Genomic DNA, 24,255 nt, shown 5'->3' with positions numbered 1-24,255 from the left:
CGAGCCTAGGTCTCGCGTACGTTGTAGGCCTCAAAGCCGTGCAGACGAACCAACGCGTCACGCTGCGCCGCCTTCAGATCCGAAGCGATCATCTCATCCACCAGTTGATCGAAGCTGGTTCGCGGAACCCATCCCAGCTCCTGCTGCGCCTTGGATGGATCGCCGAGCAGCGTCTCGACTTCGGTCGGCCTGAAGTACCGCGAGTCAACTGCGACGACCAGCTTGCCGTCCCCATCGAACGCCTTCTCGTCGATCCCACTTCCCTGCCAGGTCAGGTCCAGCTCCAGCCGCTTTGCGCAACGCTGGATAAATTCGCGCACGCTGTACTGGTGGCCCGTCGCGATAACGAAGTCCTGCGGCTTGTCCTGCTGCAGCATCAGCCACTGCATCTCGACGTAGTCGCGTGCATGACCCCAATCGCGCTTCGCATCGAGATTGCCAAGAAACAAAGTCTCCTGCAGCCCAACCTTGATCCGCGACAATCCTCGCGTGATCTTTCGCGTCACGAAGGTCTCGCCGCGCAGAGGTGATTCGTGATTGAAGAGGATGCCATTGCAGGCGAAGATGTTATATGCCTCGCGGTAGTTCACGCAGATCCAGAAGGCATACATCTTCGCCACAGCATAAGGGGAGCGCGGATAGAACGGCGTCGTTTCGCGCTGCGGAATCTCCTGCACCAGGCCATACAACTCCGACGTGGAAGCCTGGTAGAACTTCGTCTTCTTTTCGAGACCTAAAATCCGGATCGCCTCCAGTAGCCGCAAGGGGCCAAGCGCGTCCGTATCCGCCGTGTACTCCGGCTGCTCGAAGGAGACCTGAACATGAGACTGCGCGCCCAGGTTGTAGATCTCGTCCGGCTGAACTTTCTGGACGATATGGATCAGCGATGAAGAGTCGGTGAGATCGCCGTAGTGAAGAATGAATTGCGGATTCGGCTGATGCGGATCTTCATAGATGTGATCGATGCGACTGGTATTGAACAAAGAGGAGCGGCGCTTGATGCCATGTACTTCGTAGCCTTTAGCGAGAAGAAACTGTGCGAGATATGCTCCGTCCTGGCCGGTAACTCCTGTAATCAGGGCTTTCTTCAAACCACTCTCCTTGTGATTGCTCTGCGGGTCTGCATCAGTTTAGCCGATCTCTGTAACCAGACCTTTTATATCTTTTTCGAATTGCTCAAGAACCTGCTGGCGTCCCAGGTGTTTCACTGCATAACGCCGTGCGTTGTCGCCTAACGCCGACCGAAGCGCTGCATCCTGCACCAGGCGATCGACTGCGCCGTGCAGCGCAGAAGGATCTTCAGCCGGAACCACCAGGCCACATGCCTGTCCGGCGGCGTCCCCACTCACGACCCGCGCTACCTGAGTTCCTTCGTCTGCCGTTGCGATGACCGGACGGCCGCTCGAGAGCATTCCGGTCAACTTGGAAGGCATCACCAGGTCGGCAGCCCCGGCGCGTTGGGGAAGCAGGTGGATATCCGCGGCGTTCAGCAGATCATTCAATCTCTCCAGCGGCTGCAACGGAAGCAGCGTCACGTTGGAGCGATCTCGAACGAGCATCTCCAAGGTCGGCCGGAACGCTCCGTCACCGCAGAAAACGAAATGGACCCGGGGATCGGACTCGAAGGAAGAGGCCAGCGGAGCCAATAGTTCTAGTCCCTGCTTTGCTCCCATATTGCCGGAGTAAAGCAGAACGATCTTACCTTCGAGGCCCAGTTCGCGACGGAATGTGTTGGGCCGGGAGGAATCCTGCGGAAAGACGGAACTAACATCCACCCAATTCGGAAAAAGGACCACCTGCTGGACCGGAACGCCTTTGGCTTCCGCTCGCTCAACCATCTTGTGGGAGATGCTCGAGACGCGAGTGAAAGCCTTTGTAAAGAAACTTTCGAGTCCCAGCGCAAAGGAGTGCACGGGGCCGTCTGCTGGCAACAGTCCCAGATCAAAGGCAGCGTCCACCTCGAAGTCCTGCACATGCAGCCACGACTCAGCTCCCGTCGCCCGCGCAACCAGAAGAGCCAAAGGAGCGCCGAAGAAGGTCGGCTCGACCGTGAAGACGATATCGGGGTTCCAGAAGCACTGACGCAGCATGACCGGAAGGCTTCCGATCATAAAAGAGAACAGATGCATCATCCGCTTAATTCCAGTCGGCTTTGTCGGAACATATAGCGGGGTGCGATAGACCAGCGGCTCTCCAGTGCGTCTTTCTGTCCGGTAGAATCTGCCGCGGTAGTCTTCGCGAATGCTCCAGGCGGGGTAGTAAGGCGGCGCGGTGACGACACGAACCTCGTGTCCGCGCGCGGCCAGCCAGGATGCCATCTCGCCGGTGTATTTTCCGATGCCGGTCAGCTCTGGGGAGTAATTGAGGCCGTAGATGAGGATTCGCACTGAAGGCAGTTTACCGAAGCGAATGTTCCACAAGATTACTTCTTGCCTCAGGGCGGCTGCGCCTTCATTCTGGAGGAGTGGAAGATTTGTTGAGCCGAATCCGTCAGCAGCCGCTGGCGGCGATTGGAGTCTGTCTTTTAGCGCTGTTTTTGTTCAGCGCGTTGTTTGCCCCGTGGCTGGCGCCACAGGATCCGGCTGCTCTCGATCTGCATGGGCGTCTGGTCGGTCCGAACGCCGCGCACTGGTTTGGGACTGACGAGCTGGGGCGTGACATCCTCTCACGCACGCTCTACGGGGCGCGAATCTCTCTGATCGTTGCGGTCTGCGTCGTCGGTCTGTCGCTCGCCCTCGGCCTGGTCGCCGGATGCGTCGCCGGATTCTATGGCGGCTGGATCGACACCTTCATCAACATCTATGTGATGAACGCGTTTCTGGCACTGCCGGGGATTCTGCTGGCGATCGCGTTTGTCGCCTTCATGGGTCCCGGGCTCTGGAACGTGATTATCGCGCTCGCGATCTCGGGATGGGTCGGATATGCGCGGCTGGTCCGAGGACAGGTGATGGCGGTCAAGGAGCGCGAGTTTGTAGAGGCTGCCCGGGCGCTGGGAGCCTCCGACCTTCGCATCCTGAGCCGTCACGTTCTTCCGAACATCCTTCAGCCGCTGATCGTACAGGCGGCGATCGGGATGGCGACGGCTGTCATGGCAGAGGCGACCCTGAGCTTCCTTGGGCTGGGAATTCCGCCACCGGCAGCGAGCTGGGGGTCGATGCTGAACGATGCCCGGTCGCACCTCTTCGACTCTCCGCACATGGTCTTCTTCCCGGCGATGGCAGTGATGCTGTGCGTGCTTTCGTTCAACTTCATCGGGGACGCCCTGCGTGATTACATGGATCCGAGAACGCGGCTACGGGTGGGAATATGAGGAGGGGCACCCACCCCCCTGATATCGCGCAAAATCTTGGAAACAGGTGAGATAGGTCCGGACCTCATGCTTAACGATTCGCCTGCTTCCGTCGTTTAACTACCATCTCCAGTGTAGCGAACAGGGCGATACAAATTCGGCACAAATGTCTATTTCAATATCAGCAATTTATAGCCGATATCGCTTGACATGCTTTAACTATTTGACCGACACGAAGGAGCGCCGTTCCCGACGTAGCTGGAGTTTCGGGTATCCTTGCCGATGTTAAGACGCTGTTGTCGATTCGGGGGTGAAGATGCGGAAGATTGTGGTCTCGCAGAATGTGAATGGTCAGCCGGAGTCGGATGCATGGCTGGAGCTGGAGAAGATTGCGTCGGTGGAGATCAGCTCCGAGGATCCGGCGTTTCCCATTGAGCACGCGCTGGGTAAGACCCCGACCGGATGGCGGGCCTCCGCGCCGGGACCGCAGCGGATCAGAATTCTGTTCGATCAACCGCAGACCATCCGGCGGATTCAACTGCACTTCGTCGATCGCGCCTCCGAGCGCAGCCAGGAGTTCTGGCTGTTGGCACTTGTCGACAACGAGCTGCGTGAGATCGTGCGGCAGCAGTGGAACTTTTCGCCAAACGGCGCGACCGAGGAGCTTGAGGACCTGAAGGTGGAGCTGAACGGAGTGACCGCTCTCGAGCTGCGGATCGACCCTGACCGCAGTCATGATCCCACTCAGAGCCAACACGTTGCCTCACTCGCGAGTCTTCGGCTCGCCTGACATGCTGATCGGAGTGATCTCAGACACGCACGGACTGCTGCGGCCAGAGGCTCTGCTGGCCCTGTCTGAGTGCGAGCACATTCTGCACGCGGGCGATGTGGGGGAGGCCGGGATCCTGGAGTCTCTGCGGGAGATCGCTCCGGTGACGGCGATTCGCGGCAACGTGGATGTTCGGGGAGAGTGTTCCCTGCTACCCGCGACCGAGGCGCTGGAATTGGGTGGCAAGCTGTTCTACCTGGTGCACTCGGTGCACGACCTCGATATCGATCCCAGGGCGGCGCAGGTAGATGTGGTGGTCAGCGGGCACTCGCACAAGCCGGGGATCGAACGGAAGAACGGTGTGATGTACCTGAACCCCGGGAGTGCGGGGCCGCGGCGGTTCAAGCTACCGGTGAGCGTGGCCCTGGTGACGTTGGGAGAGGCCGGGGCAGAGGCTCGGGTTGTGGAGTTGCCGATTTAAAGAATCCCGCTTCGGAGATGCAGGATGTTCGGGCAATAGTGGAAGGATCGCGCGTTCGCGATGACCCACTCATGCGCGGGGCTGCATGAATGGGCACACCGCTCTAGTGATCTATCTTTTCGCCGTCCTCCAAGAGATCGCGGCATCCTGGACGTTCGGCATGCATTGCTCCCTCCCTTCCCACCATGATGCAGGTGCGGTTTGTCACCCCTTGGAAATTCGTGGTCACAATTGCGTGGCCGGTATCGAGAGGTATGACGCGACCAGTAGAGGGCTCAATCCGAAGGACAGGTGCGAGCTTGGAACTTCTCACGGAAAACGAGGCAAACTCTGGCTTTATTTCGAACCTTCCGGTCAGGTCAGGATAGGTTGTACTTAATTCCAAAACCTGCGACCGTTTCACCCTTGGCGAGTCTGGGTTGTCATTCAGAACTGCAGCAATTGTGCCTGCATTCCTGTTAGGCTCTCCTTGTGTTCCCACGATAAGTTTCGCTGGTTGGCGCTGGCCGGGTTGCACATCGAACTCCACTCTTCTGTCCGCAAATCCGCCATCTGAAAACATGACCAGGATGCGCAATTCCGATTTACCTAGTGCTCTCGGAATCACGCTGATGTACGGACCCTGGTCATCTGTGAGTACGTTTTGGACGTGGTTACTGTCATTGAGATGATAAGTAAGGCGTTTGTCACCTAGATATTGCCACTGCGATGTGGCTATCCCGGTGACCGCCGGACCTTGCAAATGAATCCTGAGCCTGTACTCCGTCGCGAGTGCGATGGTGTGGTCGGGTTTAACAACTTCGAGTCGCTCGTCTGCGAGATGCCTGGAGCCCCTTGGTAAGGAGCCGAGGTTCTGAGAGGCTACTAGAAGCTTAGGTGTCAATGCTTCTCCACTGGGAGGTAGCTGGCCCTGATAACAGAGTGGATTGTTCCCCGCCTGCACAAGAGCGCATAGGACAGACGCATCCACATCTGGAGAATTCGTTACATTCACGTCCGACATGACAGGCTTGCGGATTTGGCTGTCCGAAGCTGTAGCGACTTCGTGAGGGATTTTTGTCTGGCCGAATAGGCCGAGACAAAGCAAAAAGAATATATCCAGACCACCAGCGACGGCCATGAAGAGAGGTATACGGGGCCATGGCTCGACAAGTTATCCCCCGTTTATGGAATGGACATGAATCAGATTGGAAAGCTACGAACCCTTGCTGAGCAGGGGATGGCGCTCTTTCAGCTCACGCAACAGGGTTTCGATCTTTTCTTCCCTTTCCAGAGTACCGATCCGGTCCTCCACGCTATCCGTCTCGAGGAGTATGTGGCTTGCTGCATTTGAAGCCTGCATCCGGGCGACGCTATCCTTCAGCCGGGCAACGGCGGCATCTTTCTGGCCCAGTGCCGCTCCACGCGCCGCATTCGCTTTCACGGTAGCGCGAGCACGCCGATTCTGCGCGATCAACATCTCGCACGCACTTCGCGTCTCTGTCAGTTTGCGTTCCAGCCGCTGGTAAGCATTCCGAAGCAACTCCGTCTCCGCGGTCTGATCTTCTATTTGCTGGGAGAACCCTGCTGCCAATTGCTCGTTGTGCAGGCTTCTTTCCAGCGCCGCACGAGCAAGATCATCCTTCTGCTTTTCGACCGCGATCTCGGCCTTGCGCCGCCAGTCCGCTGCCGCATCTGCGTGTTCTTTCCGTTTTTTGTTCAGGAGATGCTGGTCCGCGATGGCCATCGCTACCTGCGTCTTCACCTGCATCAGCTGATTCTCCATATCGAGGACAAGCTGTTTGCATAGTTTTTCCGGATCCTCAGCTCTCTCAAGAAGATCGTTCAAGTTCGATCGCAATAACGTTCCTACACGTTCCAGCAGCGGCATATCATCCTCCTTGCTTGTTTGAAAAGACGCACGGCGCGGAACTCTCCGCGCCGTGCCAACATCAAGCACTCAAGCCGTTACCGCCATCGCGGGGCTTCATGGCTTTGACGTTGGACATCAGATCCTCCAGTTTCATTCCGGAGAGGGCTTCGAACAACGCCGGAACCTGAGCGGCGATCTTCGTCATCTCGCCAGTCATTCTGCTTGCCCCGGTCGTTCCGTCCGCTCCAGTCGAAACGATGGTGATCTTGTCCACTTTGCTGAGCGGCTCGGACATCGCACGGACGACCTCGGCCATGTTTGAGATCAGCTTGTCGACCACGGCCGCCTGCGACCACTCCTGGTAGGCCTCGGCCTTGACGTTCATCGCCTTGGCCTCGGCTTCGCCCTTCTGGAAGATGATGTTGGCCTCGGCCTCACCCTGCAGCTTGATGGAGGCGGCGCGACCTTCTGCTTCCATGGTGATGCGAGCACGCTCCGCATTTGCGATGTTCTCGATCCGTTGACGCTCGATCTCCGATCCCTTGAGCACGGTCGCGATCAGCTCCTTTTCGTGCCGCAGGATCTCCGCCTCCTGGACCTTTACCTGCTCCTGCTTTTCGATCTGCTGGACACGAACCTGCTCGGCCACGACCTTCTGCTGCATGACATTGGTCTGCAACTCATAGGCTTTGTCGGCCTGAGCCTCCTGACGGCGGGCCGCCTCAGTGAACTGCGCTTTCTGAATATCGAGATCTCGTTGCGCCTCGGCCTGCTTTGCCAGCGAAGCTGTCTCGGCGATCACTCTCTCCTGATCCGCGGTTGCCTTGGCGACAGCAGCTTCACGGAGAGCGACTGCGCGACGGATTGCGGTGTCGCGCTCGGCCTCGGCTGCGGCGATCTCGGCGTCGCGACGGATTCGGGCGACGTCAGGCCGCCCCATGTTCGTGATGTATTCATTTTTGTCGCGAACTTCGCGGATAGTGAAGGAGATTACCTCCAGACCCATTTTGCTCATGTCGTCCATACAGGTCGAGCGCATACGATCGGCGACCATCTCGGGCTCTTTGACAATCTGCTCGACCGTCAACTGACCGATGATGCCGCGCAGATGACCTTCCATCACCAGGCGGATCAAGCCTTCTCTCTGGTCTGGCGATTTGGTGAGAAACTGCTCGGCGGCGGTGAGGATGGATTCCTTGTCCGAGCGCACCTTGATCTGGGCGACGGCTTCTACGGTAACCGCCACTCCCTGTTTTGTATAGAGATCCTGCTGCGGAGCGACATCGAAGCTCATCAGCTCGAGGGACAGCTGTCGCGAGTTTTCAACCATGGGGAAGATGACCGCGCCTCCGCCCTTGATGACGCGTGGTCCGCGAAATCCATACACCACGATGGCCTCATTGGGACCTGCTTTGCGAAACATCTTCGCCATCAAAAGCCCCAAGGCCAGTGTCCCGAGAACCAGCAAACCTACAATCAGCACAATCGAGTTCGACATACCGATCCTTTGTCCTAAGTGGACGTAATACCTGTACGCTGCTTGCCACAGAACCAGTCAGCGGCGGGGGAAAGCCCTGGCAAGAGGGCAGCCGAAGAGGAGCGAGACAATTTATGAACCCTATGACGGAAGGTCGGTGTTTGCATCCTCGTCCCAGCGCCGCACATAGGCCACGCCTCGCTCATAACGAATGACGACCACCTCAACGCCCCGGTCGATGGCATGGCCATCTTCGCTGCGAGCAGCTGAAGCTCTTCGCGCACCTGTCTGCGAGAAGATGATCTCGCCGACGCCGTCGCCGGCGCGTATGCCGTTGCTCACCCGGGCGAGCACACCTCCCATCTCGGTATCGGCCACATCCAGCACACGCTCGTGGGGAAGCAGGACTTTGAAGAGGGTTGCCCAAAGCAGTGCTGCACCGGCGAATCCACTGACAACGGCGAGTACGAGCACGACCGACAGAGGAAATGCGGCGGATCGATGAAGCAGATAGCCCACACCGCCGAACCATGTGAGGAATGCGAGAACGGTGAACGCATTGACGGACGATATGCCTGCATTGTGCCCGCCTCCGTGCGGCCCATGGCCATGAGCTATGGGATGGTCGAGATGAAGATGACCGAGGTGGAAGTGTCCAAATCCTCCTACTACCGAGAGAAGGCTCAGGATCAGTCCGGTCGCAAAAGTGATGATGAAGAAGGTAGACATGTTATTTACGCTTAGGTTCTGCGCTCCTACGCCTCGTGCGTATTGATGGCGTTGTTTTTGAGTCTCCTGACGCATTGAGGTCTGCGGCGCCTGTACCAGCAAGTATTGCCGGAGGACGTAGAGCATCCAGAAGACGGTCAAGCAGCGACGGTGTTGCGATGATTGCCTCCATCAAAAGCAGGCAACGCCGCGAATCTCCGTGATTTGCCAGCGCGAGCAGAGCCTGGCACAGGGCCGGGTCGCGTCGAAATCGCTCAGCCCCGCCCACGAGCCAGAGGTCCAGCTTGTCTTCCGTGTTACGGACGTCCGACAGCAGCTCTGCCTGATAGCCTTCCGGGTCGTCCACCAGATAGCCCGGGTGAACCTTAAAGAACCTGGCCAGAAGCAGGCGGGTGGTGTTGGTCAGATGCGGGCGCGCACCACTCTCGATCTGGGAAAGATACGACTGACTGATGGTGCCGGTGGACGTTCTGCTGGAGGCGTTTTCCGCCTGGATCGCTCCCACGAGCTCCTGCTGCGTCATCGCCCGCCCCAGGCCGCGAAGATTTCCTTCCACTTCGCGGAGGTAGCGAATTTTATCGGCGAGTCTCATGATTGCTTCTCAGGCGGCATCCTTTTCGCCTTATTACAAATTGAAATATTTATATCGCAATATGTAATACGAAGCAACAAAAATCCAGAGCACCCTTACGATTTCGTGGAGCGGTGCGGTGTGGAGTTGCTGCTGGTTTCTACTTCTATAGCTACATGCGCATGCGGGGATTGGCGACGGTGTAGGCGATGTCTGTCAGCAGGTTTACGGCGACATAGGTGAGGCCGACGGCGAGGATGCAGCCCTGGACGAGCGCGTAGTCGCGGTTGTAAATCGCGGAGATGGTGAGGCGACCGATTCCGGGCCAGCTGAAGATGGTCTCGGTGACGATGGCTCCTGCGAGCAGCGAGCCGAACTGGAGGCCGATGACGGTAAGCACGGGGATCAGGGCGTTGCGCAGGGCGTGCCGGTAGACGACGGTGCGCTCGGGAAGCCCTTTGGCTCGTGCGGTGCGAATGTAGTCCTGACCGAGTTCTTCGAGCATGGCGGTTCGGACCATGCGGGTGAGGACGGCGGCGAGAGAGAGTCCGAGGGTTATGGCGGGAAGGATCAGGTGCAGCAGGAAGTCTCCGGCGCCACCGTTGCCCGCTGTCGAGACGGGGAGCCAGCCGAGGAAGATGGAGAAGATGAGGATGAGGATGGGTCCGAGCGCGAAGTTGGGAAACGACAGCCCGACCAGTGAGAGGACGCCGAGGCTGCGGTCCTGCCAGCGATTGCGATGGAGCGCGGAGGCGATTCCCGCCGGGATGGAGGTAGCGACTCCAATGACGAGGGCGGTGAGGGTGAGCGCGAGGGTGTAGGGATAACGCTGCAGGATGAGGTGGGTGACGGAGTCGTGCAGGCGCAGCGACTGGCCGAGGTTGCCGTGCAGAATTCCGTGCCAGTAGTGGGTGTACTGCTGGAGGAGAGGAGCGTCGAGGCCATAGGCATGGCGGAGGGCGTCGATGTCCGAGGCGGTGGCTCCCTCACCGAGCATCTGCACGATGGGATCGCCGGGAACGAGATGGATGAGCAGGAAGACGACAGAGACCACCACCCAGAGAACAGGCAAGGTAAGGAGGACGCGCCGGAGCGGACGCCAGACGGTGGAGCGAGTCATTGAGTGGCTTCCCTGCTCTCTTCTTCGAAGGGAACGAAGTCGACGGGAGCGCTAACGGATTCCACGTTGATGCGGCTGATGCGGTGGCCGGTCATCTCGGCGACGGTGTAGCGTCTGCCATCGTGCTCGACGCTCTCGCCGGGGACTGGGATGTGGCCCAGCTCGGCGAGAAGGAAGCCGGCCAGTGTCTCGACTCCGGCCTCACGGGGGAACTCCCAGTGGAGTTGGGTACGGAGGTCGCGGAGGGAGGTGGAGCCGTCGAGCGACATGACTCCGGTGGCGCTGGGAAGGGCGGAGCGGGTGACGTCGAACTCGTCATCAAGCTCGCCGACGATCTGCTCGAGGATGTCTTCGGCGGTGACGAGGCCGACGGTGGAGCCGAACTCGTCGACGACGATGGCGATCTGGCGGCGGTTCTGCTGGAACTCCTGCAGGAGCTCGATAGCGAGCTTGGTCTCGGGGACGACGGTCGGCTTGCGCATGATGTGCCGCAGGGTGAGCCCGGACTGACCGCGGCCTCCAAGGGTGAGCGAGACGGAGCGCAGGTGCATGAAGCGGGAGACGTCCTTGGAGTAGACAATGCCGATGATGTTGTCGGTTCCGGGGCTGGTGGGGTCGTAGACGGGGATCCGGGAGTGCTGCTCCTCTACGATGCGGGCGCTTGCCTGCTCGACCGGCATATCGGCGGGCAGGGAGAAGATCTTTCCGCGCGGTGTCATGATCTCGCGGACGACGACGTAGTTCAGCTCGATGGCGCGATGGATGATCTCTTCCTGAACTGCGGGGAGCAGGCCCATGCGACGGGTGGCGGTGGCGATGAGCTTGAGCTCTTCGGGCGAGTGGACGCCGCCCTCGCCACGCAGAGGGGCCCGAAAGAGACGGAGGACGAGAGCCGCCGAGGAGTTCATCAGGCGCACAATGGGACGGGTGATCCGGATGAAGGCGTCCATCGGGCCGGCGACGGCCAGCGCGATGCGCTCGGTGCGCTGCAGAGCGAGGGACTTGGGTACGAGCTCTCCCAGAAGGACTTCAAAATAAGTGATCAGGGCGAAGGCGATCAGGACTGCCGCGGAGTGGGCATATACGGCGGCGTTGGGCGGGAGCTCGTGAAGCCAGTCCCCGGCAAAACGCAGAAGAACGTCGGCGACGGCGGGCTCGCCGATCCAGCCGAGAGCCAGGGATGCGAGGGTCACGCCAAGCTGAACGGCTGGCAGAAACTCATCGATGGTGTGCTTGAGCTTGAGGACGGTCACCGCTCCGGGGCGGCCGTGGGCGATCAGTTGTTGGATCCGGGTCTCGCGCACGCTGACCAGGGCGAACTCGGCCGCGACGAAGAAACTGCTGGCCAGGATGAAGAAGGCCACCAGAATCACGCGAAAGAGGATCCACTCAAGCATTTGATGACAAGTGTAACGGTTCGGGAGATCGAACAAAGCCATACCCAGCGCCGGAGCAGCCAGGCAAAAGGACGATTGCTGTGGTGATCTGCTGGGAGTATCGTGGAGCCGGATGAATCTCAAGCCGGAGGCCTCCCATGTGGCGTCATCGCTTCTTCTTCACGGCCCTTCTCTGCGGTACGGGTTTGACCTTGTCCCCGAACCTGTTGTCTCAGACGATGACTCAGCACGCGCTTGGGGTTCCAACACTAAGCATGATGGCGGATACCTGCCCCGTCGGCCTGCAGGCACAACGAAATGGTATGCCCGTGATAATCGCCACGAACGGACAGCCTCAGGAACCTGCGCAGCAGCTGCGACTTAGCTGGCTGAATCGGCGTCAGACGGAGATTGTCGCTGCCGCCGTCGTCGTCCACGGTTTCGACGCTACACCCCATTTGATTCCTGCCGGTGGGAGCAGTTCTTCAGAGCTTTCGAAGGTCTACGCCATTAAGGTCGATATTTCAGGCGGCGGGAACGCCATGACAGAGCTTACGTTGCGACACTTCGCAGCGATAAGCGCCATTGATCTGAGATCCATTGAGTACGCGAACGGAAACAGATGGAGTGCACCGGCAGGGACCAGATGCCGTATTGCGCCGAGTCCGCTTCTGTTGATCGATGCAATTGGGCAGTAGAAATTCATTAAAAGGAACGGTCCAGCACCTGGTTGAGTGCCGGACCGTCGGTTTCTGCAGAAACGAAGTTGTTAGGCAAGAACCTTGGTGACGGACTTGTCGATGGTGTCCTTCGGGACATAGCCAACGATCTGGTCGGCGACCTTGCCATCCTTGAAGAGAAGCAGCGCAGGAATTCCGCGGATGCCATAGCGCATCGGGGTCGCGGTGTTGGCGTCGACGTCCATCTTCATCACCTTAAGCTGGCCCTGATAATGGCTGGCCACCTCGTCCACGACGGGAGCGAGTGCGCGACACGGTCCACACCAGGCTGCCCAAAAATCCACGAGTACGGGCTGCTCCGATTGAAGGACGTCCTTCTCAAAATTCGAGTCGCTGACTTCTGTTACGAACTGACCTGCCATGTATCTTCCTCCCAAGTATGCTCATGCGATTGCCACCCTAGCTGGCCGAGCAACCTTCACAATAATAGATGCGGAAACGCCTTTGTGGTTTCAAATGTGGTCGACCAGTTCAGGAAAATCAGGTCTGACCGCCAGACATTTCCAACGCGAGAGGAAATACACGCCTTAGATGGGAAACGCCCGGACCCCTCACGAAAGGGGTCAACGGGCGGCGTAGCAGCCCTCCCCAGAACTGCTCACTCGCTCAAGGTACGTCAAATCAATACGGAAGGTAAAGAAATCTTAAGTAACGCGGGTTGTGGTTACTTTCCATGCATCAAGACTTAGAACTCGACCCCGCCCGCGATCGACGTCTCAACCACCTCGATCTGAGGATCTTGAGCGGCCTCCCGGATGCGGGGAAGAAGATCGGAGGAGGAACCTTCCGTGATGAGGAGAACAGAAGGGCCAGCGCCGCTGAGCGCGACACCGAGAACTCCTGGGGTTCCGGCGAGCGGCAACAATCGCCGCAGCAAGGGACACGCGTTCATTCGATAGGGCTGATGGATACGATCCTCCATGGCGGAGGCGAGGAGATCTCCCCGTAGGAGGGCAAAAGCCGAGACCAGTAGAGCTGTCGCCTGGATATTCAGAACTGCGTCCTCCCGCGAGTAGTGCGTCGGGAGCATGGCCCGGGCTTTGCTGGTGGAGAGACTCGCCGAAGGAAGCGCAAGTAGAAGGTTCCACTTCAGGTTCTGCTCGTACGTTGCAGTAATAACTGAACTTTTCTGCATGGAAGAGACAGTCATTCCACCCAACAGGCAGGCTGCGACATTGTCGGGATGCCCTTCGCGCCGGCACGCTTCTTCAAGAATCTGCTGCCGGGACCAGTTGAGCTGGCCGAAGTGGTTGGCGAGCAGCACTCCGGCAAGGAGAGCGGCAGCACTGGACCCGCACCCCATGCCCAAAGGGATCTGGTTATCCAGCTTGAGAGAGAGACGGGGCGACAGCTTCCCGACGTTCGCCATGACATCCATGTAGGTCGTAAGGATGAGGTTGTCTTCAACGGAGGAGCAGGCGTCCGCATCGCGTCCCGCAGCTTCGATCTGGAAGCTTCCGGTACTTGCGATCTGTGCGTCGATGGTGAGGTAGAGTGCCATCGCGAGGCCGAGCGCATCGAAGCCGGGGCCGAGATTAGCGGAGGTGGCAGGAAGACGAAGGTGAAACGACGATGAGTTCATTTATCCGGTCCAGGCGCGATCTGTTGAGCACAAGTGAGCGAGTAGCAGATTTGTTGGGCCCAGCCTGACGCATTATGCGCCGGACCGGGCCCAAGGGTGACACAGGAGCCGAGGGCAAACCATGACTGCTGTTCTACGGCTTTATGCGTGGACCAGCTTCATCTGCGACTCGAGCTCCCGGAAGACGGTGTCCGTATCGGGTTCGAGGACGATGGGCGGCTTGCGAAGGGCGGTGTGCAGCAGCTGGTCGGCAGGTGAGATCTCGGCGCTCTCTTCGGCGGTAAACAGCTCCCCGCGGTGATAGTCGATGGTGTAGGTGGAGTCCTTGAGAGTATGCCCGGTGAGGACCAGCACAACCCGCTCTTCCCTGCCGATCTTTCCTTGCGCGACGAGCTTCTTGAGCCCAGCGAGAGTGACCGCGGAGGCCGGTTCGCAGCCGATGCCTTCAAAGCCGATCTCGGCCTTCGCGAGTGCGATCTCCTGCTCGGAGACCTGCTCGCACCAGCCGCCGGTCGTCCGTAGAGCGCGGAGGGCTTTACGCCAGGAGGCGGGGTTGCCGATCCGGATGGCGGTCGCGCGCGTGTTGGCCTTGACCGGGATGAGCTCCTCGCCGTTGTTCTCGCAGAGAGTGCGGTAGAGCGGATTGGCTCCCTCGGCCTGGATGATGCTGACCTTGGGTACGCGAGCGATGAGGCCGAGGTGATGCATCTCGGAGAACCCTTTGGCGAGTGCGGAGCCGTTGGCCAGGTTTCCGCCGGGAACGATGATGTGCTCGGGAACCTGCCACTCCAGCTGCTCGAGCAACTCGAAGGCGGGGGTCTTCTGGCCTTCGAGCCGGTATGGATTGACGGAGTTGAGCAGGTAGATGGGGAAACGGGTGACGAGGTCGGTGAGGACGCGGACGCAGCCATCGAAGTCGGTGCGGAGCTGAACGGTGAGTGCACCGTAGTCCATGGACTGGGAGAGCTTGCCCCAGGCGATCTTGCCCTCAGGGATGAAGACGATGGAGCGCAGACCGGCGCGGGCAGCATAGGCGGCCATGGCTGCGGATGTGTTTCCTGTGGAGGCGCAGGCCACCCACTCAAAGCCGCGCTCCTTGGCGACGGAGAGGGCGGCGGTCATGCCGGTGTCCTTGAAGGAACCCGTTGGGTTCATTCCCTGATGCTTCGCCTGGATCGAGTCGAGCCCGAGCGCTTTGGACGCGCGCGGAAGATCGTAGAGCGGGGTGTTGCCTTCGCGCAGGGTGACGACGTTATCGAGGTCTTCGAGGATCGGGAAGAGGTCGCGGTAGCGCCAGACTCCGGACTGATCGATCGCGAGAGTCGAGGTGCGGCGTTCCTGCCAGAGCCAGCGAAGGGCGCTGACGTTGGGAAGATTGCTGCCAGAGTCCGGGGTATCGCCGTAAGGCGTGGAGGACCAGGGGTAAACAACGTCATAGAGACCGTTGCAACCGGGGCAACGGAATATGCTATTGACAGCGCTGCCGGCAATTCTGGCGCCGCACTCTGTGCATCGGAGCTGATGTGTCGCGACTTTCATGGTTTCTGCTAGGGTATCGTACTCGGCTGACTCAGCCAAAGGCTCAGCGCCTCTGGATGAGCCTGGGATTGATGGCTTGCCTGCTGGCACCGGTCTCTTCGGTGGCTGCGCAGGGAAAGAAAGAGATCCGGGTGGCCGCGGCGGCGGACCTGCAGCCGGTCCTGCCGAAGCTGGCGGAGCAGTATGAGCGCGTAACCGGTGTGAAGCTTTTAGTCAGTTACGGCTCATCCGGCAACCTGGCAACGCAGCTTATCAACGGCGCGCCGATGGACCTGTTTCTGGGGGCGAATTTTGTCTACCCGGAGAAGGTTGTGGCGGCGGGAATGGCCGATAGCCGGGCGCCAACGGAGTATGCGCGGGGAACGCTGGTTCTGTGGGCCAGGAAGGATTCTCCCCTGCAGCCGATCAGCCTGGACTCGCTGACGGACAAGCGGGTGAAGTCGGTGGCGATCGCGAATGACCTGCATGCTCCCTACGGACAGGCGGCGGTCGCGGCGCTGAAGCGGCTGAAGATGTACGACACGGTGAAGCCGCACCTGGTGATTGCAGAGAACATCGGGCAGGCGGCGCAGTTTGTGGAGTCGGGGAACGCGCAGCTGGGACTGATCTCGCTGACAGCGGCCAGCAGCCCCAAGTTCCAGACAGAGGGAACGATCGTGCGGGTGCCCCGCTCGACTTACACGCCCATCATGCAATGTGCGGTGGTGATGAAGAACTCCGATCGCCGGACGGAGGCACATGCCTTTCTGGACTGGCTGCTGAAACCCGAGGTACAGGCGAGCCTTGCGAAGATGGGTCTGGATCCGGTCCGGTAGCACGGGATCAGACCTGCAAGTGCATGGCGCTGTGTAGACTTGCGCTGTATGGACTTCGAAGCGCTTTGGCTAACCCTGCGGCTGGCGGCGAGCACGACTGCGATCCTGATGCTGGTGGGACTGCCTCTGGCATGGTGGATTGCGTCGGGGCGCGGGGTGGGCAGGGCGATGGCGCAGGCTGCGGTGGCTTTGCCTCTCGTACTTCCACCGACAGTTCTGGGATTCTACCTGCTGATCGTGATGGGACCTCTTACGGCTCCGGGACGACTGCTGATACGGCTTGCGGGTCATCCTCTGGCTTTCAGCTTTGGAGGATTGCTGATCGGGTCGGCTCTGTACAGTCTGCCGTTTGCCGTGCAGCCGCTGGTAGCGGGATTTGAAGCCGTCGACCGGGGATATATCGAGGCTGCGGCGGGCCTGGGAGCAGCGCCTGCGCGGGTATTCTTTTCGGTCGTCCTGCCCATGGCACGGGCTTCCCTGCTGACAAGTGCGGTCCTGGCCTTTACTCATACGGTGGGCGAGTTCGGGGTGGTGCTGATGCTGGGCGGCAACATTCCGGGAGCGACGCGAACGCTGTCGATCTCACTCTATGACCTGGTGGAGGAGGGTAGCTACGCAGCAGCGAACCGGACCGCACTGGCGCTGGTGGGGTTTTCGATGATCGCGCTGGTGGTGATCTATCTGCTGCCGAGTACGCGCAGGAGCGATGGAAGGCAGGCCGACGTTGTCCGATAGGCTGCTGCCAGGTAGCGTGCTGCCCGATAGTTTGCTGGAGGTGCGGCTGAAGCATCGCGTGGGTGGGGTGTCGCTCGACGTGGCGTTCTGCCTGACGCAGCCCTGGACGGTACTGTTCGGACCGTCGGGAAGCGGGAAGACGACGGTGCTGCGGGCGATTGCAGGATTTGTACGGCCCGATGAGGCACGGATCACCTGTGGTCCAAAGGGAGAGATCCTAGTCGATATGCAGGAGGGGATCTTCGTTCCGCCGCATCTGCGACCGGTCCGCAGTGCGGCGCAGACGGCGCGGCTATTTCCTAATATGACAGTCGAGCAGAATGTCGCCTATGGGGTGCAGTGGGGTTCACATCCTGAAGATGAGCAGCAGGTGCTACAGGAGGTTATGGAAAAGATGCGGCTGACGACGCTCGCCCGCCGCAAGGTGGACGGGCTGAGTGGAGGTGAGCGGCAAAGGGTCTCGGTCGCCCGCGCGGTGGCAGCGGCAATTGCTTATGGTGGCGCGGGCAAACCGCTGCTTCTGCTGGATGAGCCGTTTGCCGGACTGGATTCCGTTCTGCGGGATGAGTTGGTGGTCCTGCTGCGCGATTGGCTAAGGCAGTGGAAGGTTCCGGTGCTTTCGGTCTCTCACGATGCTGGGGAGTGTTTTCTGCTGGATGCGCAAGTGATCCGGATTGCAGAGGGTCAGGTGGTAGATCAAGGGCCGGTCGAGCAGGTGCTGGCGGAGGAACGGCGGAGGATGCTGGAGCGGCTTCGGATGGGGCGTTGAGGCTGGTTGATTGGAAGTGGGTGCGGTCTGGCGGAAGGAACTAGACCGCAGATCCTTCGAAGAAACCACAGATCCTTCGACTTCACCTCTCGCGATAAAGCCGCGAGAGGTTTCGCTCAGGATGACACTTTGTTTTGAGGAATCGTTTCTTTCTTGTTTGAGGATGCCCCGGATATTTGTGGCTGTGCGGGCAAAATACAGGGATTCTTCGCCTTCGGCTCAGAATGACGCCCTTTTTGAGAGGCGCGTGTGAGGCTGGGTCGGAGGTTACCCGAGCTGGACTGGCTCCTGTTCGAGATGGATGCCGAAGAGGTTCTTCACCTTGTGCTGGATAGCGGAGCGCAGGGCGAAGATGTCGGCGGCGGTGGCGTTGCCGCGGTTGATGAGGGCGAGGGTGTGGCGGGAGGAGATTCCTGCGTTGCCCATGGCGTAGCCCCGGGTGAAGCCGGCACGCTCGAGCAGCCACGCGGCAGGAAGCTTGATGCGGTCGCCCTCGGCGGGCCAATGCGGGATCTTGTCCGGCGCGAGATCGAGGGCTGAGGCTACGTGCGCGAGAGTCTCCGGGGCGACGATGGGGTTTTTAAAGAAGGAGCCGGCGCTGCGGCTGTCCGGTTCGCCCTCGACGATCAGCATGCCCTTGCCGTGGCGGATCTCGCGAACGGCGTGGTAGACCTCGAGCGGCGTGGGCTGAGTCTGCCCGAAGTGGCGGGTGAGATCGGCGTAGGTCAGGTGAGGCTTGCGCGCGGGGTCGAAGCGAAAGGTGACGCCGGTGACGATGTAGCGGCCGCGATGGGTGGTGTTGAAGAGGCTGCGGCGATATGCGAAGCCGCACTCGGCGTTGGCGAGGGTGACGAAGCTGGTGCTCTCCAGGTCGAGGGCATGGACGTTGGCGATGGTTTCGGCGACCTCCTGGCCATAGGCGCCCACGTTCTGGACCGGGGTTCCGCCGACGGTGCCGGGAATTCCGGCGAGGCACTCGATGCCGCTGATTCCCTGCTCGCAGATGGAGAGGACAAAGGGGTCCCACTCGACGCCGGCAGGAACGGTGTACAGGAGCCAATCTTGATCGCGCGAGGAGGTAACAGGCCAGTCGAGCGCGATGTGGAGGACGAGGCCATTGAAGCCGGAGTCAGAGACGAGCAGGTTGCTGCCTCCGCCCAGCACGAAGATCGGCAGGGACTGGTCGCGAGCGAAGGCGACAGCTTCAAGGAGCTGAGCTTCCGTGCGGATCTCCGCGAAGAAGCGGGCCGGACCACCGATGCGAAGGGTGGTGAAGGGTGCCAGGGAGATGTGCTGTTGGATTTCGAGCGGGTTCTGCTGCACGGGTTGAGGGTACATCAGGCGGGGAACAAAGGCGAAGGCGGGGCAGGATGACGTGATTTCGCGAGCATCGGTACAATAGAAGAGAGAAGAACGTATGCACCGAGTTCAGGTTGAGCGATCTTCAAGGGGGAGAGTTTATGTATCCAGAGATTATGGTTATTCCGATGCGCGAGGAACTGACACGCGCGGGCCTGAAAGAGGTTCGCACGGCAGCTGAGGTCGATTCGGCGATTGCGGAGTCCGGAACCACAATGGTTGTGGTGAACTCGATCTGCGGATGCGCGGCGGGTAAGATGCGTCCCGGCGTTCGGCTGGCGATGCAGCACACAACGAAGCCGGACCATTCCGTAACCGTCTTCGCGGGACAGGATCGCGAAGCGACGGAGAAGGCACGCAGCTACTTCGGCGGACATCCGCCGACCTCGCCGGCGATTGCGATTCTGCGCGATGGCCAGCTGGTTTACCTGATGCAGCGGTCTGCCATCGAGACCTCGACGGCACCGGCGATTGCGCAGGAACTGACGCGCGCGTTCGATACCTACTGCGCGACGACACCGGCGTAAGTCTTCGCTTTTGAGGAGCCGGACAGCGGGTGCGTCCCGGTGTCCGGCTCTTCGTGTTTTTGGCCTCATCGTACGAGCAGACTCGCCGATAGATGTAAGTAACATGACCTTCTACGGCTCTTTGTCTGAAGATAGCCGGCCGGCTGATCCGGGCAGCTCTTATCGCGATGCCGCAGCAACGGGGGACGCTCCGGAGCTGGTGGGCGACAGCATGCCGATGCAACGCCTGCGGCTGCAGATCGAACGCATCGGACCGCACTTCCGCACGGTCCTGGTGCGAGGCGAGATCGGCACGGGAAAAGAACTCGTCGCCAGAGCCCTGCATGCGAAGAGCGATCGAGCTGCCATGCCCCTGAGGATGATCCATGCCGGGCGGCTGGGCGGAGGTGAGCGAAACGTCGACCGCGGCCTGACATCCGGACAAGCCGCGCAGGATCGGATTCTCTTCCTGGACCGGATCGACGAGATGTCTCCGGTCGCGCAGAAGGATCTGCTGGAGATGCTGGATCAACGGTCCGGCCTGAAGATGATTGCGGCGACCAGCCAGGATCTGAGAGTGATGGCTGCGGCGGGCCTGTTTCGCTCCGACCTGTACCACCGGCTCGCGATGGTGGAGATTCCGCTGGAACCTCTGCGCAGGCGAACGGACGATATCCCGGCAATCGCAGACTACTTCGTCAGGAGATTTGCATCCCGATACAAGAGATCGATACGCACGATCGCGCCCGACGCCATGCCGTTGCTGCTGGAACACGAGTGGCCAGGCAACGTACGCGAACTTGAGAACGTCGTGCACAACGCGGTTCTGCAATGTGAGGGCACGGCTGTGGCGACGCATGATCTGGCGGCGCTTGTGAAGAACACTGGAACGGTGCTGGCGATTGAGGAGATGAGATATAGAGAGCCGCCGATGCGGCTGCAGGAGGTGGTCGATCGTCACGTCCTTCGCGTTCTGCGGGAGTGTTCCGGCAACAAAGTGAAGGCCGCTGAGGTGCTCGGAATCAGCCGGTCGACGCTCTACCGGATGCTGGAAGGATGCACTTCCGGGAGCATGCCGCAGGAGCGCAGCTGAGGGCCCGCACGATACACTTACGTGTGTTGTCTGGAGTGTGCATGGAGAAATATCTGTTGGCTGGGGCCCGGGTTGCGGCTGGAGTTTTGGTATTGGCATGGGGTGGCTTCGCCACAGGTAGCGCGCAGGCGCAGTATGGACCCTTGGGCCCACCGACGACGGCGAAGGCTCCGCAGACAGTTGAGGAACGCAGCAAGGCGCTGGCATCCCTGCTGAACGACATCTGGCAGGATCGTCTGAAACATTCGCCGGAGTTTGCCTCGTTCCTGGGGGACAAGCGCTACAACGACCAGTGGAGCGACTATTCCGTGAAAGCGGTCAACGCTTCGCTGGAGCGGGGCCGCGTCTTTCTCGATAGCCTGGGCGAGATCGACGTTACCGGGTTGAAGCCGCAGGAAATTCTGTCGCGGGACCTGATGGTGCGGGATCTGACCGACGCGCAGGAGGCAGCACGCTTCAAGGAGTGGGAGATGCCGGTCAACCAGTTCTCCGGCTTCCATACAGATATAGTTCAGCTCGTCAGCAGCCTGTCCTTCGACACGGTGAAGGACTATGACGACTACATCACCCGACTGAAGAAGATTCCGACGGTGTTCTCGCAGAACATGACTGACATGCAGCTGGGGATGGATGAAGGCAGGGTTCCGCCAGCCTATCTGCTGGAGAAGGTAGTCACCCAGACAGAGACGATAGGCTCGCAGAAGCCGGATGACAGCCCCTTTGCGCAGCCGCTGAAGAAGTTTCCCCCCAGCATCAGTCCGGCAGACCGCAAGCGGATCAGCGAAGAGATGCTGGAGGCGATCAGCACGACCGTGCTTCCCACCTACCAGAGATTTGCGCGGTTTCTAAAGGCGCAGTACGTTCCCGCGGGACGCAAGGATCCAGGCGTATGGGCGTTGCCGGACGGCGATGCCTACTATGCGTTCCGGGTTCGTCAAAGCACGACCGAGGACAAGAGTCCGGCGGAGATTCACCAGATTGGCCTGGATGAGGTGAAGCGCGACGAGACCGAGATGCTGGCAATCGCCAAAAAGCTCGGGTTCAACGACATCAAAAGCTTCAACGCCGCGATGAAGACGAATCCCAAACTTCATCCGACGTCGAAAGAGGCTCTGCTGGACGCGTACAAAGGCTACATCGCAAGGATGCAGCCCAAGCTGCCGGAGCTGTTTGGAACGCTGCCAAAGGCGAAGCTTGAGGTTCTTCCAGTTCCTGCGTACATCGAGAAGGAGCAGGCTCCGGCGTACTACAACCCGGGGAGCCAGGATGGAAAGAGGCCGGGACGTGTGTACGTCAACACCTACAACTTCGCAGACCGGTCGCTGGCGACGGTCGAGGCCGTCTCGTACCACGAGGGAATTCCCGGACATCATCTACAGATCTCTATCGCGCAGGAGCTCACAGGCCTGCCCGAGTTTCGCAAGCAGGAGTACTTCACCGCCTACACGGAGGGATGGGGACTTTACAGCGAGAGGCTTGGCAAAGACCTGGGGTTGTACCAGGACCCCTACAGCGACTACGGAAGGCTGCAGGCGGATATATGGCGCGCGATCCGCCTGGTGGTCGATACCGGCGTTCACTCCCAGCACTGGACCCGCCAGCAGATGGTGGATTACTTCCATCAGCACTCCTCGATTGACGAGTCGGATATCCAGGCGGAGGTGGACCGGTACATCGCATGGCCCGGACAGGCGTTGGGATACAAGATGGGGCAGCTGAAGATCCTGGAGTTGAGGGAGAAGGCCAAGGCGGCGCTGGGACCGAAGTTCGATCTGAAGCAGTTCCACGATGTAGTTCTGGATTCCGGAGCACTGCCGATGGATGTTCTGGCGAAGCAAGTGGATACATGGATCGCCGCCAAACAGAAGTAAAGAGGCGAGGTCTGGTAGCCTTTTGAGATGAGCGAAGAAACGTATGAACTGACAGCGCCGGCCCCGGCGATGCCCCATCTGCGGGTGGCGATTCTAGGTACAGGCAAGATGGGCGGGATCCTGCTGCAGGCATTCCTGAAGAACAACCTGCTGAGCCCGGAACAGATCTTTGCTACGGTCCATCATCCGGAGCGGGCACAGGCGCTCTCGGTGCAGTACGGCATCGAGATGACGACCGATAACCTTGCCGCGGCCAGCCAGGCAGACGTGATCCTGCTGGGCGTGAAGCCAGTCCAGGTGCCCGCACTCATAGAGCAGATTCGTCCGGCGCTCTCGCCGTCGAAGGTAGTGATATCGATTGCAGCGTCGGTGAAGACGCGCAGCATCGAAGATGGTGCGGGATGTGACCTGGCAGTGATTCGCGCGATGCCCAATACTCCGGCGATGCTGGCGGCAGGTATCACGGCGCTATGCGCAGGGAGATTCGTCTCGGAAGAACAGATGGCCATTGCACAGCGGATCTTCCAGACGGTAGGCCGCACGGTCGTCGTCGATGAGAAGCACATGGATGCGGTGACGGGACTTTCAGGATCGGGACCGGCGTTCCTGTACATCATCATCGAAGCGCTGGCCGAGGCAGGCGTGAACGTAGGTCTTCCACGGGACGTGGCGACGCTGCTGGCGGCACAGACGACACTGGGTTCGGCCCGCATGGTGCTCGAGACCGGCTATCATCCCGCGCTGCTGAAGGATGCGGTTACTACACCTGCAGGCTGTACCGTCGACGGCATTCTTGAGTTGGAGGAGGGCGGCCTCCGGGTGACTCTGATCAAAGCGGTTAAGCGGGCGACGCAGCGGGCGCGGGAACTGGCGAACGGCTAAGCCTGCCTACGCGCTGGACCGTAATAACGCTCAAGGCACGACAGGGTCGTAGAATGGAGCAATGGCGACAGCATCGACCTCCGCGGTTCCAGTGAGACAACACTCGCGTTCGCTGAAGGCCTTCGCGTGGGGTGTGGTGGGGTACAACATCCTCGTGATTCTGTGGGGAGCCATCGTCCGCGCCACGGGCTCCGGGGCAGGATGCGGGGATCGCTGGCCACTCTGCAATGGGGATTTTTTTCCTCATCACCCTCGACTGGCAACGATCATTGAGTTTGCTCATCGCTCGATGACCGGAGTATGCACCGTCCTGGTGGTGGCGCTTGCCGTGTGGACCTTCAGGGTGACTCAGAAAGGCGATCGCACGCGAAGAAGTGCGATGGCTTCTGTGTTCTTCCTGGTCACGGAAGCGCTGCTTGGCGCCGTGCTGGTGCTGGGGGGGTACGTCGAACACAACATCTCGACGGCACGCGTCACCATGCAGTCTATTCATTTTACGAACACGATGATGCTGCTGGCGGCGCTCGGGCTGACTGCGTGGTGGCTGAGCAGTTCAGACGGACAGGAGAGGCCAAGAGGTTCCGTCAAAGCACTGGCATGGCCAGCATGGACAGCGGCTGTGTCAACGTTGATCGTAGGCGCGACGGGCGCGGTAGCAGCCCTGGCGGATACGCTCTTCCCTTCGCCTTCACTGACGGCG

25 protein-coding genes are annotated in these 24,255 nt (G+C 60.0%); 12 read left to right on the top strand and 13 right to left on the bottom strand.

What is annotated here, in order from left to right; genetic code table 11:
• Positions 1-5: 5 nt before the first annotated feature.
• Together gmd and JAO29_RS13465 are read right to left on the bottom strand one after the other, a co-directional pair.
• Positions 6-1,091 carry a GDP-mannose 4,6-dehydratase gene (gene gmd / locus JAO29_RS13470; protein WP_334268749.1) on the bottom strand — a complete coding sequence of 362 codons (1,086 nt, stop codon included), beginning with the start codon at positions 1,089-1,091 and terminating at the stop codon, positions 6-8.
• Positions 1,092-1,130: 39 nt separating this feature from the next.
• On the bottom strand, positions 1,131-2,420 hold the full coding sequence (locus tag JAO29_RS13465; RefSeq protein ID WP_334268748.1) for a glycosyltransferase WbuB: 1,290 nt from the start codon (positions 2,418-2,420) through the stop codon (positions 1,131-1,133).
• A gap of 56 nt (positions 2,421-2,476) precedes the next feature.
• Here JAO29_RS13465 and JAO29_RS13460 point away from each other — a divergent pair, with 56 nt between their 5' ends.
• The 3 genes from JAO29_RS13460 to JAO29_RS13450 all read left to right on the top strand — a co-directional run bounded on the left by JAO29_RS13460 (position 2,477) and on the right by JAO29_RS13450 (position 4,539).
• Entirely contained in the window at positions 2,477-3,310 is an 834-nt protein-coding gene (locus tag JAO29_RS13460; RefSeq protein WP_334268747.1) for an ABC transporter permease, read from the top strand.
• Positions 3,311-3,605: 295 nt separating this feature from the next.
• The gene (locus JAO29_RS13455) at positions 3,606-4,079 is read left to right on the top strand and encodes a hypothetical protein (protein ID WP_334268746.1); all 474 of its coding nucleotides are present in this window, start codon (positions 3,606-3,608) and stop codon (positions 4,077-4,079) included.
• Positions 4,024-4,539 carry a metallophosphoesterase family protein gene (locus JAO29_RS13450; protein WP_442886389.1) on the top strand — a complete coding sequence of 172 codons (516 nt, stop codon included), beginning with the start codon at positions 4,024-4,026 and terminating at the stop codon, positions 4,537-4,539. The genes JAO29_RS13455 and JAO29_RS13450 overlap by 56 nt, the downstream gene beginning before the upstream one ends.
• 103 nt (positions 4,540-4,642) lie before the next feature.
• On the opposite strand, the gene JAO29_RS13445 is transcribed toward JAO29_RS13450, so the two are convergent.
• The 7 genes from JAO29_RS13445 to JAO29_RS13415 form a co-directional block, all read right to left on the bottom strand.
• Positions 4,643-5,422 (bottom strand): hypothetical protein, encoded by a 780-nt coding sequence (locus JAO29_RS13445; protein WP_334268745.1) that lies wholly within the window; start codon positions 5,420-5,422, stop codon positions 4,643-4,645.
• 312 nt (positions 5,423-5,734) lie between these two features.
• Positions 5,735-6,409: a PspA/IM30 family protein gene (locus JAO29_RS13440; protein WP_334268744.1), complete on the bottom strand. Its 675-nt coding sequence runs from the start codon at positions 6,407-6,409 to the stop codon at positions 5,735-5,737.
• A 61-nt stretch (positions 6,410-6,470) separates the two neighbouring features.
• On the bottom strand, positions 6,471-7,889 hold the full coding sequence (locus JAO29_RS13435) for a flotillin family protein (protein WP_334268743.1): 1,419 nt from the start codon (positions 7,887-7,889) through the stop codon (positions 6,471-6,473).
• 120 nt (positions 7,890-8,009) lie between these two features.
• A complete protein-coding gene (locus tag JAO29_RS13430) occupies positions 8,010-8,597 on the bottom strand; it encodes a hypothetical protein (protein WP_334268742.1) in 588 nt (195 codons plus the stop codon).
• A gap of 1 nt (position 8,598) precedes the next feature.
• The gene (locus JAO29_RS13425; RefSeq protein ID WP_334268741.1) at positions 8,599-9,189 is read right to left on the bottom strand and encodes a helix-turn-helix domain-containing protein; all 591 of its coding nucleotides are present in this window, start codon (positions 9,187-9,189) and stop codon (positions 8,599-8,601) included.
• Positions 9,190-9,340: 151 nt separating this feature from the next.
• A complete protein-coding gene (locus JAO29_RS13420) occupies positions 9,341-10,288 on the bottom strand; it encodes an ABC transporter permease (protein WP_334268740.1) in 948 nt (315 codons plus the stop codon).
• Complete coding sequence (locus JAO29_RS13415) at positions 10,285-11,685, bottom strand: hemolysin family protein (RefSeq protein WP_334268881.1); 1,401 nt, start codon at positions 11,683-11,685, stop codon at positions 10,285-10,287. The genes JAO29_RS13420 and JAO29_RS13415 overlap by 4 nt, the downstream gene beginning before the upstream one ends.
• A gap of 137 nt (positions 11,686-11,822) precedes the next feature.
• Here JAO29_RS13415 and JAO29_RS13410 point away from each other — a divergent pair, with 137 nt between their 5' ends.
• Positions 11,823-12,362, top strand: a complete 540-nt coding sequence (locus tag JAO29_RS13410) for a hypothetical protein (RefSeq protein ID WP_334268739.1) — start codon at positions 11,823-11,825, stop codon at positions 12,360-12,362.
• A 71-nt stretch (positions 12,363-12,433) separates the two neighbouring features.
• On the opposite strand, the gene trxA is transcribed toward JAO29_RS13410, so the two are convergent.
• The 3 genes from trxA to thrC form a co-directional block, all read right to left on the bottom strand.
• A complete protein-coding gene (gene trxA, locus JAO29_RS13405; protein WP_334268738.1) occupies positions 12,434-12,766 on the bottom strand; it encodes a thioredoxin in 333 nt (110 codons plus the stop codon).
• A gap of 323 nt (positions 12,767-13,089) precedes the next feature.
• Positions 13,090-13,986, bottom strand: a complete 897-nt coding sequence (gene thrB / locus JAO29_RS13400) for a homoserine kinase (RefSeq protein ID WP_334268737.1) — start codon at positions 13,984-13,986, stop codon at positions 13,090-13,092.
• A gap of 141 nt (positions 13,987-14,127) precedes the next feature.
• Positions 14,128-15,525, bottom strand: coding sequence for a threonine synthase (gene thrC / locus JAO29_RS13395; protein WP_334268736.1), 1,398 nt, complete (start codon positions 15,523-15,525; stop codon positions 14,128-14,130).
• Between the two features lie 56 nt (positions 15,526-15,581).
• On the opposite strand from thrC, the gene modA reads away from it, so the two are divergent.
• From modA to JAO29_RS13380, 3 genes are read left to right on the top strand one after another with little or no spacing between them, the layout of a single operon-like run.
• A complete protein-coding gene (gene modA, locus JAO29_RS13390; protein ID WP_334268735.1) occupies positions 15,582-16,340 on the top strand; it encodes a molybdate ABC transporter substrate-binding protein in 759 nt (252 codons plus the stop codon).
• A 48-nt stretch (positions 16,341-16,388) separates the two neighbouring features.
• Entirely contained in the window at positions 16,389-17,075 is a 687-nt protein-coding gene (gene modB, locus JAO29_RS13385; protein ID WP_334268734.1) for a molybdate ABC transporter permease subunit, read from the top strand.
• A complete protein-coding gene (locus JAO29_RS13380) occupies positions 17,065-17,844 on the top strand; it encodes an ATP-binding cassette domain-containing protein (protein WP_334268733.1) in 780 nt (259 codons plus the stop codon). The genes modB and JAO29_RS13380 overlap by 11 nt, the downstream gene beginning before the upstream one ends.
• 267 nt (positions 17,845-18,111) lie before the next feature.
• On the opposite strand, the gene JAO29_RS13375 is transcribed toward JAO29_RS13380, so the two are convergent.
• Positions 18,112-19,167 carry a UDP-N-acetylmuramate dehydrogenase gene (locus tag JAO29_RS13375; RefSeq protein WP_334268732.1) on the bottom strand — a complete coding sequence of 352 codons (1,056 nt, stop codon included), beginning with the start codon at positions 19,165-19,167 and terminating at the stop codon, positions 18,112-18,114.
• Positions 19,168-19,304: 137 nt separating this feature from the next.
• On the opposite strand from JAO29_RS13375, the gene JAO29_RS13370 reads away from it, so the two are divergent.
• The 5 genes from JAO29_RS13370 to JAO29_RS13350 form a co-directional block, all read left to right on the top strand.
• Positions 19,305-19,730, top strand: coding sequence for a BrxA/BrxB family bacilliredoxin (locus tag JAO29_RS13370; protein WP_334268731.1), 426 nt, complete (start codon positions 19,305-19,307; stop codon positions 19,728-19,730).
• A gap of 103 nt (positions 19,731-19,833) precedes the next feature.
• A complete protein-coding gene (locus JAO29_RS13365; protein WP_334268730.1) occupies positions 19,834-20,802 on the top strand; it encodes a sigma-54-dependent transcriptional regulator in 969 nt (322 codons plus the stop codon).
• A gap of 41 nt (positions 20,803-20,843) precedes the next feature.
• Entirely contained in the window at positions 20,844-22,673 is a 1,830-nt protein-coding gene (locus tag JAO29_RS13360; protein WP_334268729.1) for a DUF885 domain-containing protein, read from the top strand.
• 27 nt (positions 22,674-22,700) lie between these two features.
• The gene (gene proC / locus JAO29_RS13355; RefSeq protein ID WP_334268728.1) at positions 22,701-23,555 is read left to right on the top strand and encodes a pyrroline-5-carboxylate reductase; all 855 of its coding nucleotides are present in this window, start codon (positions 22,701-22,703) and stop codon (positions 23,553-23,555) included.
• 61 nt (positions 23,556-23,616) lie between these two features.
• Positions 23,617-24,255: COX15/CtaA family protein (locus JAO29_RS13350; RefSeq protein WP_334268727.1), on the top strand; the 639-nt coding region annotated here is incomplete at its 3' end.

This window comes from Edaphobacter sp. HDX4, from assembly GCF_036877565.1.
GTDB lineage: Bacteria > Acidobacteriota > Terriglobia > Terriglobales > Acidobacteriaceae > Edaphobacter.
The sequence above is the reverse complement of the archived record's forward strand: the minus strand, read 5'-3'. Positions and strand labels throughout refer to the sequence as shown.